Below are 11,776 nucleotides of genomic sequence, written 5' to 3' on the forward strand. Positions count from 1 at the left end.
GTCAGGGACAGCAGGGGGGTGGTGGGCAGCCCGGAGGCGGTGGGATGGACCGTGGCGCTCCAGTCGATCAGGAACGGGACGAGCCCCGAGGGGTGGGCGTCGTCGCCGTCGGTGAGGCGCCATTGGAGCAGGGTGCCGTCGGGCTTGCGGCGGCTCATCGACTGCGCCGGGCCGGGGTCGTAGCCCCGGGCGCGGGCGGCGGCGATGGCCGCGTCCAGGTCGGGCGGGCTGATGGCCCAGGTGACCGTGCGCGGGACGGTGAGCCCGTCGACGTCGAAGGGGCGGGGCTCGCCGGGCGCGGACTGCTCGGGATCCGGACCGATGATCTCCAGGTAGCTGGCGCCGCCCAGGGACACCAGGTAGTTACGGGTGCCGAGCCCGACGTGCACGCCGCCCGGGGCGGGGGCCACGCCGGTGCGCCGGGTGAAGTCGGCGACCGTGGCGGCCAGGTCGGGGGTGGCGAGGACGAGGTGATCCAGGAGCGCGGGAATGGCGTTCATCGCAGCCGAGGCTACGCAGAGCGGCCTCTGTGATGGAACACCTGTGCGCCACTGCGGGGCGCTCACTCGTCGAAAACGACGGTGCCGTCGGGCAGCAGCGTCGGATGGATCTTCATCGGGCCGTACTCGTCCACGTCCGAGGGGCGCGCGGTCTCCGGGCCGTCCGGGCCCATGCGCAGCACGCGCTCGACCCGGCAGATCCGGAACACTCGGTCCGCCACCTCGACCTCGTCGGCGCGCTCCAATGCCCGGAACTCCTCGGCCGCCTTCGCGTACACGGCCTTCTTCGCGTCGTCGAACCGGAACAGCATGGGCCACATCTCGGCCAGCGCGTCGTGCAGCACCCGCCGGGCGTCGTGGGGGGTGGCCTGGAGCGCGAGGGTCGGCTCCCAGCCGGTGTGCTCGCGCTCGACCACGCCGAAGCACGTCGGCAACAGCACGACCTGAGGATGCGAGCGCACCGCCCGCTCCGAATCGCCGCGCACGTCGGCGGGGAAGCGCACGCCCCGGTAGGCGAACCCGCGCAGCCACGCCCGCAGGGCACCGGCCATCGGGCCGTCGGAGGGGTCCGCATCGAGGACGAGGTCCAGGTCGGGCGAGGGGGTGTGGTCGTCCCGGAAGTTCCAGGTCCGTTCCGCGGGCTCCGGGTCGGTGGGGCGGGGTGGCTCCAGGCCGTGGTCGTCGCAGCGGGTGAACTCGTCCCCGCGCACGATCCGGTACCGCACCCCGCACGCTTCGACCTCGTTCACCGGCTCCCGGCTCAACACATCGACGGCGGCGAGGAGTTCACGGCGTACGTCCGGATCGTCGGTGCCGTCCTTCGCGCGGAACCACAGGTAGGTGTTCAGCGCGTCCCGGCACATCTGCGGCATCCCGTTCACGACCGGCTTCAGCAGCCGCCAACCGGGCCCCGCCGCCGGATCCCGCACCGCGACCCCGAACACCGGCCCACGCAGCGCGAACCCCGGATACCGCACCGAGGCGTCCACCGCGTCGGCCTCCCGCACCCAGGCGGCGGGGTCGTCACGGCGGACCAACTCCTCGTGGAGCGCGTGGATCTGTTGCTGCCAGTCATGGGTCATGCACGCATTGTCGCGAGGGCGCTGTCACGCCCAGGAGTGAACAGACCCAACAGCCCCGGCTGTTGGACATCGCTTCCGCGGGCGTCGAAACTTTCCGATCACCGTCGGGAGTGGGAGGCGGCCCCCGCCTCGCCTAGGCTCGTTCGCGTGCCTGTACGACTCCTCGTCCACACCCGAACCACCGCCTACCGGCACGAATCCATCCCGGCCGGCGTCGAGGCCGTCCGCACGCTAGGCGACTTCGAGGTGGACCACACCGAGGACCCACGCGCCTTCGAAGCGCCCCTCGACGCCTACGCGGCCGTCGTCTTCCTCTCCACCAGCGGCGAGGTCCTCACCCCCGCCGGTCGCGCGCGCCTCGCCGCGTACGTCGAGGCGGGCGGCGGTTTCGTCGGGGTGCACGCGGCGGCCTGCACCGAGTACGACTGGCCGTACTACGGCGAACTGCTGGGCGCCCGCTTCGACCGGCACCCCGAGTACCAGCCGGGCAGGGCGATGGTCGAGGACCGCGCGCACCCGGCCACCCGGCACCTGCCCGCCGTATGGGACTTCGTCGACGAGTGGTACGACTTCCGCACCAACCCTCGTGCCGCGGTACGGGTGTTGCTCCGTGCCGACGAGTCGTCGTACGAGGGCGGCGGCATGGCGCGGACCATCCACTGGCGTGGTGCCGCGAGCAGGGCGCGGGACGCGTCTTCTACACGGCCCTCGGGCATGCCACCGAGGCGTACGCGGACCCGGACTTCCGCGCCCATCTCCTCGGCGGAATCGACTGGGCGGCGAACCCCGAGGGGTCGCGGCGGTAACCGGGCCGGACACGAAGCCTCTGCCCGGCCACCGTCGACCACGCCGTACGCACCGGCCACGACTCCCGGGCGTGGCGGCCGGCCCGGCCCTGACGGCCCGACGGAGGGTCAGGCCGGTCGTGCGGGCTCTCAGGGCCGTGGATCCGGGGATCAGGGACGCCTTCTGGCCCCGGGTGTTCGGCCCTGAGAGCCCGCCGTCACGGAGTGACGCTCAGCGGCGGGGCCTGCGGAGCGCGCGGAACTGGGGCCCGTAGGTGCCCCGGCCGGAGGGGAGGCCGATCTCCATCAGTTCCACGGCGGGCTTCGCCAGCCCGCGCATGGTGCGGATGCCCGCGCTCAGGGTGCGGTGGCCACCGCCCGCCCAGGCCGCGTCGAGGGAGTCCAGCACCGTGCTGTACATCGCGTCGAAGCGGAACAGCAGCCCCCCGACATGGGCCGGCGTGTTGCGCCAGCCGCCCACCGGGACCGGGGCCATGGGGCGCACCTCGGGGAACGGCACGGGCGGGCCGACGAACCGCCAGCCGTCGTCGGTCTCGCGCAGCTCCCGGCCGTGGTAGATCTCCCCGAAGGCGTAGTAGTGCGCGGGGCGGTCGTCCGAGAAGGAGTCGGTCGGGGAGCTGTCGGTGCCCTCGCCCTGCTCCCTGATGACCTCGATGGCGTGCTCCACGTCGTCGAGGCTGCGCACCGGGCGCAGTTCGTCGGTGTCGATGTGCTGGGTCACCTGTTCCCGCGTCGACAGGTCCGGCCGCACCGCCCGGAACGCGCCGAGCATGCCGTCGTAGAACTGTCCGACGGTGGGGGACGCCTGCACGCTGCGGGCCAGCGACACCTCGGGGGCCTCGATCGCCATCATCACGTCGCGCACGAAGGGCTTGGTGAGGCCCGACAGATAGACGGTCACCCCGGCGCGCACCCCGCCGGGCAGCGGGCCGGGGTAGACCGGCGCGGCGGCCTTGATCTGCGGCCTGCCGCCCACGGCCACGAGCAGGTTGCAGACGATGCCCAGGTGGTACATCTCGTCCCCGACGATGCGCCGGAGCATCCGCGCGACCTCGCTGCGGTGGTCCCTGACGGACCACCAGCCGCACAAGTAGGGCGGAATGGTGGAGAGTTCGAGCCCCACGGCGACCTGAAGGGCGGACCTGAGCCAGGCGACCCCGCGACTGTCCTCGGGGACGGCCATCAGCTGCGCCACGGACCCGAGTCCGGCCGTGCCGAGGCCCGCGAGGCCGGCCTCGGCGGCAGCCGCGCCCGCCGGCTCCGCGCCCGCCGGCTCCGCGGTGGCCTGCGCGGGCCCCGCGACCGCGGTCGGCGCCCCGGCCGCCAACGCGGCCGACGCCAGGAACTTCCTGCGCTTGAACGGAGCAACCGCGGATTCGTCCGGCTCTTCGCCCATACCCGTCAACCTCGCCTCAGTTCATAGGGACGGCCCCGCCTCGGCCAGACGCACGGCACCCGGGACCCCTCCGACAGCTCGCGAAGCTAGCAGCGATCATCGCCGCGACCAGGGCACACGTGCCGAGCGGCGCATCGACCACCCTGTCGGTCCAACGTCGGGGAACCGGGTGCGGGGGCTGCCGAGGCAGGTGGGGCGAGAGGTTCAGCAGGGCGTCGCTTCACGCGGGGCGGCCGTGCTCGACCGCTGCACCAACCGCGTCGACAGCTCCGTCCGCGTGCTCTCCGGCTGCTCTCCGTCCATCATCCGCACCAGCAGCCGCAGTGCCGTCGCCGCCATCTCCGACAGCGGCTGGCGGACCGTGGTGAGGGCCGGGGAGATCCAGCGGGCCTCCGGCAGATCGTCGAAGCCGACCACGCTCACGTCCTGCGGCACACTCAACTCCCGTTCCGCCAAAGCCTCGTAGACCCCGAGGGCCATCCGGTCCGAGCAGACGAAGACGGCCGTCGGCGGCTCGGGCAGATCGAGGAGCTCCAGCGTCCTGCGGTGCGCGACACCCTCGTCGAAGCCGGCGTGCCGCACGTACTCGGGACGGTGCCGCACCCCGGCCGAGGCGAGCGCCGAGCGGTAGCCGGCCACCCGGGCGGCACTGCAGATCTTGCGCTGATGACCGGCGACGACGGCGATACGTCGGTGGCCGAGCGCCAGGAGGTGCTCGGTCGCCGTCACGCCGCCGTGCCAGTTCGCCGCGCCCACCGACACCACGCCGGGCGGCGGTTCCAGCACCGGGTCGATCATCACGAACGGGATGCGGTGCTGCTCCAGCCACGCGTACTGCGACTCCGTCAGCTCGGCCAGGTTGAACAGCACCCCGGAGGAGCCGCGCGCGATCAGCTTGTCCAGCCAGCCCCGCTCCGGTCGCGCGCCCCGCGTCCGGGTCAGACCGGCCGAGACCACCACCTCCAGCCCGGCGTCGTGGGCCGCCGCCTCCACTCCGTGCAGCACCGCGCCCGACCACGAGGTGTCCAGCGAGTGCACGACGAGGTCGACCAGGCCCGGCGTCTTCGCCGCGTCGAAGCGCGGTCTTCGGACATAGCCGAGCCGGTCCAGTGCCTCGGTGACCCGGCGGCGGGTCTCGGGGGCCACGTCCTCCCGGCCGTTGACCACCTTGGAGGCGGTCGGTACGGACACCCCGGCCTCGCGGGCCACGACCGCGAGGGTAGGCCCGGCAGCCACGCTCGCACCGCCCGTACGGACCATCGGGAACCACCTCTCCGGCCCGCCCGAGGCCATGAAAGTTTCGACCAGCACGGAAACAGTAAGCGCTTCCTACCCTAGGTTCGCCGCGATGAGTCCGGAAGGGGCAGGACATCGCAGGAGTCCATGGGCCGCGACTTTCGAAACCTCGAACAAGCCCCGGGCTACCAGCAGGTGAGGCGGAATCCCGTGAAGTCGGCGGTGAACGACGCGTCGACGAGATCCACGGCATGCACGCCCGCCATCGCCCCGGTGAAGCGCAGCTTGGAGCCGTGGTCGTCGGACAGCTGGGAGAAGTCCAGCGGCGGCCCGACCGGCGTGCGAACACCCCCGCGGAGATACCAGAACCGGGCCCACCCGTCCTCGACGGTCACGCCCAAGGTCAACGGCACGCCCGCGTCCACCTCCACCACGGCCACCTGCCGGGTACCGGACTCCTCACGCTCCACCAGACCGAGCACGGTACGTCCCACGCCTCGCCACTGCTGCCCGCACTGCTCCTCGCCCTCGGGCTCCGCCCAGGTGAGGTCCAGGCTCAGACAGGCCTCCGCGTTGTACCGGAGGACCAGCCCGGCGGCCTGGGTGAAGGACCGGGGCCCCGCCTCCACGGTGACCTCGGCCTCCGCGCGGTGCTCCGTGATCCGCTGGGCGAGCAGACTGTGCGCCCACCGCGACTCGGGACCGTGCCGGCCGCGCAGCCGGATCCAGCCCGGCCGGGTGGTGGCATCGGCCCAGCTGGGGTCGGCGTAGCCGCGCAGGGTGCTCCAGGGCCAGCCCAACGGATCGCCGGGACCGGCCGGTTGGGGCTCCGGCTCGGCGGAACGCGTCGGTACGTCGACCTCGACCGCCGGATGCCAACCCCCGTGCCGCAGCCGGGGCCAGCCCGCCTCGTCCCACGTCACCGCCTGGATCGCCGTCTCGCGACCGAGGGGGCAGCGCGGCCCGGCCGGCGTCTGCAACGGCCGTGCCGTGAGATGGCTCATCACCCACTCACCGCCCGGCGTCTCGACCAGCTCCGCGTGGCCGGCCTTCTGCAACGGCACCGAGGGATCGTCGCGCGTCGTCAACAGGGGTTGGCTGTCGAGCTCGTAAGGGCCGGTGATCGCCCGACTGCGTGCCACGATCGCCCCGTGCTCGACACCCGTGCCGCCCTCCGCGAGCACGAGATAGAACCAGGCGTCTCGCCGTAGCAACTTCGGCCCCTCGATGAGCCGTTCGTGCTGAAGCAGCAGATGCGTGTCCCCGACCGGGGTCAGCGTCTCCCGGTCCAACTCAGTCAGTACGATCCCGGCGAACCGCCGCCCGCTCGGGCGATGGTCGTTCTGGAGGTTGAGCAGCCACAGCCGCCCCTCCTGATGGAACAGCGCGGGGTCGAATCCGTGGCTGGGCAGCCGTCGCGGCGCCGTCCACTTGCCGCCCGCCTCCGTCGCCGTACTCACATACGTGTCCACGTCGAAGTACGGCGTCCCCACCGAACGGACCACCGAGTAGACCACCCAGAACCGCTCACCGTCCCAGCTCAGCGACGGCGCCCAGATGCCGCCCGAGTCGGGGACCCCGGCCAGTGAGTCGCCGGGGACCGCGCCCCGGACATGGCCCGCGTGCTCCCAGTGCGAGAGGTCCCGGGAGCGGTGGATCGGGACGGTCGGGAACCACTCGAACGAACTCGTCGCCACGTAGTACCAGTCGCCGACCCGCACCAGGGAAGGGTCCGGGGCGAATCCGCGGATGACGGGGTTGCGCAGCAGGGTCACCTGAGAGCTCCCGGGGAATCAGCCGTCACTTCAGGGCCCCCAACGTCACGCCGCTGCGCCAGTAGCGCCGCATCGCGACCATCATGATCGCCATCGGCACGATGGACAGAAGTGCGCCGGTCAGGACAAGGCTGGTCACGTCGACGCCCGACTCCAGGCGCTTGCCGGACCAGTTGTACAGGCCCAGGTTGAGGGTCCAGTTCTCCTCGCCGCGCAGCACGGTGAGCGGGAGGAAGAAGGCGTTCCAGGTGTTGACGAAGGCGAGCAGGAACACCGTGGCGCCGCCCGTGGTCATCATCCGCAGCACGATGCTGAAGAAGATCCGCACCTCACCGGCGCCGTCGATCCGCGCCGCCTCCAGCAGCTCGAACGGGATGGTGGCCTCGGTGTAGACCTTGGCCAGATAGACGCTGAACGGGTTGATCAGGCACGGGATCAGCATCGCCCAGGGGGTGTCGACCAGCCCGATCGCCGAGAACAGCAGATACAGCGGCAGCGTGAGCAGCGCGATCGGGATCAGGAACGAACCGACGACGCACGCGAACACCACGCCTCGCCCGGGGAAGTCGAAGCGGGCGAGCCCGTAGCCCGTGGCCAGCGCGATCAGCGTGCCGCCGAGGGAGCCGACACCGGCGTACAGGAACGAGTTGGCGGTCCAGCGCAGGAAGATGCCGTCCTCGTAGGTGAAGACCTGCTGGACGTTGTCCCACAGATGCCAGCCGGAGAACCACAGTCCGTTGCTCTGGTATAACCCCACCCGGTCCTTGGTCGCGGCGATCATCAGCCAGTACACCGGGAAGAGGCTGTAGACACTGGCCAGGGCCAGCCCCACCAGCATGAACCGCCGGCCACCCCGGGACCGCGCGGCAGGATCGGGACGGTTGAGCCGCCGCACGGCCCGCCCACGCGGCGACGGGGCCCCGGTCTCGGTCCTGTCCCCCTTACGATGCGCGGTCAGCGCCATCAGTCCGCCTCCCTCGCGGTCAGCCGGTAGAAGAGGAGGGACGCCACCCCGAGGATCAGGGCGAGGAGTACCGAAAGGGCCGCGGCGTAGTGGTAGTTGCCCGCGTTGAACGCCTGGTTGTAGATGATCATGATCGGGGTGAAGCTGTCGCTGACGGTCTGCGGGGTCACGTTCCGGAACAGCGCGGGCTCGTTGAAGATCTGCAGCATCTGGATGATCGACAGCAGCGCCGTCAGGACGAGCGCCCCGCGCACGAACGGGATCTTGATGCTCAGCGCGATCCGCAGCTCGCCGGCCCCGTCCAGCCGCGCGGCCTCGAACAGCTCGCGCGGCACGCCCTGGAGCGCCGCGTAGATGATCACCATGTTGTAGCCGATGCCGTGCCAGGTCAGCAGATTGCCGATGGCCGGCCACACCATGGAGGGCGCGAAGAAGTTCCAGTCGAATCCGAAGACCTCACCGAGCGGGGTCAGCGGTCCGACCTCGGGGCTGTACAGGTTGATCCACACGATGGCCGCGACCACGCCCGGAATCATGTACGGCACCAGCAGCAGGATCCGGAACCGCCCGGCCACCCTCGCGCTCACCGCGTCCAGGAACAGCGCCAGAACCAGGCTCACGACCAGCATGAACGGGATCTGCACACAGGCGAACAGCACCACCCGCAGGATCGACGTCATGAACGCCGAATCGGTGAGCCCGTGCCGGTAGTTCTCCAGCCCGACGAACTCCGTGGTCGCACCGCCCAGCCCGAGCCCGGACTGCTTCTGAAGGAACAGCGACTGGTGGACGGCGTAGCCGATGGGGAGCAGATAGAGGAAGGCGAAGCCGAGCTGGAAGGGCACCGTGAAGGCGGCACCCTTCCAGCGCTGGGAGGCAATCATCGAGTCCGCCTCAGCCCTTGACGCTGATGCCGCGCTGCAACAGGTCGTCGACCGTCCACTCCTGCATGTGGTCCAGGAGGTCGGTGACCTTCTGCTTCTTGCTGACGACGGCGGCCCACTCGTCCTGCATCTCGGTGAACATCGCGGTCCAGTTCGGTCCGAACGTCCAGTCGGTGGTCACGGTGCCCAGGCTGTCCGTGACGACCTTCCTGCCCGGCTCGTAGTTCTTGCCGAGCAGCTTCTCGGAGATCGCGTCGGAGACATACGAGTCGCCGTCGGCCAGCGCCGGCATCACCCCGCTGCCGGTCTCCGGGCTCGCCATGGTCTTGACCGCACCGCTGTCGGTGGACATCCACAGCGCGGCCGCGGCGGCCTGCTCCTTGCTCTTGCACTGCTCGGACACCAGCGTCAGATTGGCGCTCTGGTTCGTCCCCGCAGGCGTCTTGGCCGCCTCGCCCTTGAAGGTCGGCCAGGGCGACAGCGCCCAGTCACCGAAGGACTTGGTGAAGTTCTGCACCATGCCGGACATCTGCCAGGTGGAGATCTGCCGGGTCGCGGTGCCGCCGTCGTCGTAGTTGCGCTGCACGGCGGCGTAATCGGCAAAGGACAGCTTGGAGTTCAGGTCATTGTCGACGATCTCCTGGATCACCTTGGCGGCCTTGAGGGTGCCCTCGTCCTTGAAGTTCACCACCCAGGAGTCGCCGTCGATGCGGTACCAGTGCGCCCCGGCCTGCATCGCCAGCACCTCCAGGGTGCTCGGGTCCTCACCGGCGTAGTTGGTGATCTTGACGCCGTGCTTCTTCAGCTCCTTGCCCGCGGCGATGAAGTCGTCCCAGGTCGCCGGTGCCTTGAGGCCGTACTTCTCGAAGAGGTCCGTGCGGTAGATGGTGAACGCGGGCGCCGAGGCGGTCGGAACGCCGTAGACCTTGCCCTGCACCTGGCCCGCCGCCCACGAGCCGGCGTTGAACTTGCCCTTGCTCGACCCGACGTACTGCGTGATGTCGGCGAGCGCGCCCTGCGAGACCCAACTGGTCACGTACTCACCGGTGTTCTGCAGCAGACACGGCGCGTTGCCCGCCTTGACCGCGTTGGTCAGCTGCTTCTGCATCGTCAACTGGTCGGTGACCTTGGTGTACTTGAGCTGGACGTCCTTGTGACTCGCGTTGAACGCCTTGACGACGGCCTCCTGCCCGTTGGCCCAGCCCCAGAAGTCGAGGGTGACGGGGCCGGAGCCGTTGTTTCCCGACCCGGAGTCCTGGGAGTCGGATCCGCCGCAGGCGGCGAGCAGACCTGTCAGAGCGATTCCCGCGACGGCGGCGGAGGCGAACCTTCTCCGGGAGCTGGTGAAGTTCATCTGACCGTGATCCTTCGGAATGAGAGAGCGTTCTTGCTCAAGCGGCGACGGCTCGGGGGCGCTGGCCAGGAACGGCGGCCGGAATGCGGCGGCTCGGTTGCGGGGGGTCGGCCAAGCGGAAGCGGAAGCTGTAGTAAGCGGTTGCAGGGACCGTAGGGCGGAGGGTCCGCGCATAGCAAGAGGGGTGCGGTGATTTGTTTCGGTGGGCTGTCGGTGAGGTGACTTGCCGGGGGCGGTCGGCGGGTCACAACGCGAGGGAATATCAGGAGGTCAGACGGGATCGAACGGGAATGCCGGACGCCTGAGAGGGTGCCGGGCGGCGAGGGGAATCCCGGTAATCCAGATGGAAACCGATTACGTAACAGACGCTCAAGGCACTCCCGAAGGAGTGGGTGGAACCTACCCTCGGGCCCTGGCTCGGCTCAGTCCCGCCGACCGGGCGGCCGCACCGAGTTGCGTACGACGACATGGGTGCCCAGCACGAGATGGTCCCCGTCGCCGCCCTTCCGGCGACCCCCGGTACCTTCCCGGCGGTCGGCCACGGCGCGCAGCGCCACCCGCCCCATCTCCTCGTACGGCACGTGCACGGTGGTGAGTTGAGGGGTGAGCTGGGAGGCGAGCGGGATGTCGTCGTACCCGACGATCGACACGTCCTCCGGCACCCGCCGCCCCGCCGCCCGCAGCGCCTGCATGGCCCCGGCGGCGACGACATCCGTCCCGGCGAGCACGGCCGTGAAGTCCGGCGTCTCCTCCAAGGCCGCCACCACGGCCTCGTACCCGTGCTCGTAGTCGTACGGCCCGTGCCGCACCATGCCCGAGTCGAACGGCACGCCGTACGCCTCGAAGGCACGCTGTGCTCCCCTCAACCGGCCCTGCGCGGTGGTGAGTTCGGCATGGCCCGGCAGGACGAGCACCCGCCGATGCCCCGCGGACAGCAGATGGCTGGCCATGGCGTAGGCGCCGCCCTCGTTGTCGTAGTCCACCGTCGTCGCCGGCACATCACCCTCCAGCGGCGGTCGGCCGACCAGGACCAGATGGGAGCCGGCCGCGTCCAGCGAGCGGGCGAAGCGGGCCATGCGCAGCTGGTACTCGTCGTAGTCGTAGGCGCCGCCGAGCAGCACCACGGCGGCGACACCCTGCTGGCGCATGAGGTTGACCAGCGCGAGTTCCCGCTCCGGGTCGTCCCCGGTGGTCCCCACCAGCGAGAGCCAGCCCCGTAGCGTGGCAGCGCCCTCGACGCCCTTGGCCACATGGGCGAAGGCGGCGCCGGTGATGTTGTTGATCAGGATCGCCACGGTGGGCGTACCGCCACCGGCCAGGGAGCGGGCGTGGGCGTTGGTGACGTAGTCCAGGTCCTGGACGACCTTCATCACGCGTCGGCGCAGGTCCTCCGACACCGGGTAGTTGCCGGACAGCACACGCGACACGCTGGCGACGGAGACGCCGGCGCGCTCCGCGACGTCCCGGATGGTGGCCCGACCGGCTTCGCCGCCCACTTTGCGCTGACTCACCCCTGCGGCTCCTTCACGGTTGAACCCACCTCATAGAAACCGTATCCCACGGGTTACCCCGGCCCACTGAAAGCACAAGACGCCGAGCAGCGGCCCACCCACCGGCACTGTTCCGACGCGCCGGCCGCGAGAGCCGGAGGGGCGCGCGGATCTCCCGACACCGGCATGTAGTGCCCCCGGGGCGACCGAGCCGGATATTCGGCATGCGGGCCGCAAGGTTGTGCCTACGGACCCAGACCCACCCCACCCCACCCCCTCTCAAGCAACC

Annotated in this window: 9 protein-coding genes and 1 pseudogene; 1 reads left to right on the forward strand and 9 read right to left on the reverse strand. The window is 70.6% G+C overall.

All coding sequences use genetic code 11. From position 1 onward, the window contains the following. Together EAO75_RS32460 and EAO75_RS32465 are read right to left on the reverse strand one after the other, a co-directional pair. A partial coding sequence (locus EAO75_RS32460) for a VOC family protein (protein ID WP_147998749.1) occupies window positions 1-500 on the reverse strand: 500 nt, incomplete at its 3' end. Between the two features lie 62 nt (window positions 501-562). Next, a complete protein-coding gene (locus EAO75_RS32465) occupies window positions 563-1,582 on the reverse strand; it encodes a DUF5954 family protein (RefSeq protein WP_147998750.1) in 1,020 nt (339 codons plus the stop codon). Window positions 1,583-1,729: 147 nt separating this feature from the next. On the opposite strand from EAO75_RS32465, the pseudogene EAO75_RS32470 reads away from it, so the two are divergent. Next, window positions 1,730-2,388 (forward strand): annotated as a pseudogene (locus EAO75_RS32470) (ThuA domain-containing protein). 211 nt (window positions 2,389-2,599) lie between these two features. Here EAO75_RS32470 and EAO75_RS32475 read toward each other — a convergent pair. The 7 genes from EAO75_RS32475 to EAO75_RS32505 all read right to left on the reverse strand — a co-directional run bounded on the left by EAO75_RS32475 (window position 2,600) and on the right by EAO75_RS32505 (window position 11,508). Then, window positions 2,600-3,784: a ferritin-like domain-containing protein gene (locus EAO75_RS32475; RefSeq protein ID WP_147998751.1), complete on the reverse strand. Its 1,185-nt coding sequence runs from the start codon at window positions 3,782-3,784 to the stop codon at window positions 2,600-2,602. Between the two features lie 204 nt (window positions 3,785-3,988). Beyond that, window positions 3,989-5,044 carry a LacI family DNA-binding transcriptional regulator gene (locus EAO75_RS32480; protein ID WP_147998793.1) on the reverse strand — a complete coding sequence of 352 codons (1,056 nt, stop codon included), beginning with the start codon at window positions 5,042-5,044 and terminating at the stop codon, window positions 3,989-3,991. Between the two features lie 161 nt (window positions 5,045-5,205). After that, window positions 5,206-6,795 (reverse strand): family 43 glycosylhydrolase, encoded by a 1,590-nt coding sequence (locus tag EAO75_RS32485; protein ID WP_147998752.1) that lies wholly within the window; start codon window positions 6,793-6,795, stop codon window positions 5,206-5,208. A 25-nt stretch (window positions 6,796-6,820) separates the two neighbouring features. Beyond that, window positions 6,821-7,759: a carbohydrate ABC transporter permease gene (locus tag EAO75_RS32490; protein WP_410092502.1), complete on the reverse strand. Its 939-nt coding sequence runs from the start codon at window positions 7,757-7,759 to the stop codon at window positions 6,821-6,823. After that, entirely contained in the window at window positions 7,759-8,643 is an 885-nt protein-coding gene (locus EAO75_RS32495) for a carbohydrate ABC transporter permease (protein WP_147998753.1), read from the reverse strand. Before EAO75_RS32495 ends, EAO75_RS32490 begins: the two co-directional genes overlap by 1 nt. Before the next feature lie 10 nt (window positions 8,644-8,653). Continuing rightward, complete coding sequence (locus tag EAO75_RS32500; RefSeq protein WP_147998754.1) at window positions 8,654-9,997, reverse strand: ABC transporter substrate-binding protein; 1,344 nt, start codon at window positions 9,995-9,997, stop codon at window positions 8,654-8,656. A 422-nt stretch (window positions 9,998-10,419) separates the two neighbouring features. After that, a complete protein-coding gene (locus EAO75_RS32505; RefSeq protein WP_147998755.1) occupies window positions 10,420-11,508 on the reverse strand; it encodes a LacI family DNA-binding transcriptional regulator in 1,089 nt (362 codons plus the stop codon). Window positions 11,509-11,776: the final 268 nt, after the last annotated feature.

Origin of the sequence: Streptomyces sp. UW30, from assembly GCF_008042075.1 — a bacterium.
Lineage (GTDB): Bacteria > Actinomycetota > Actinomycetes > Streptomycetales > Streptomycetaceae > Streptomyces.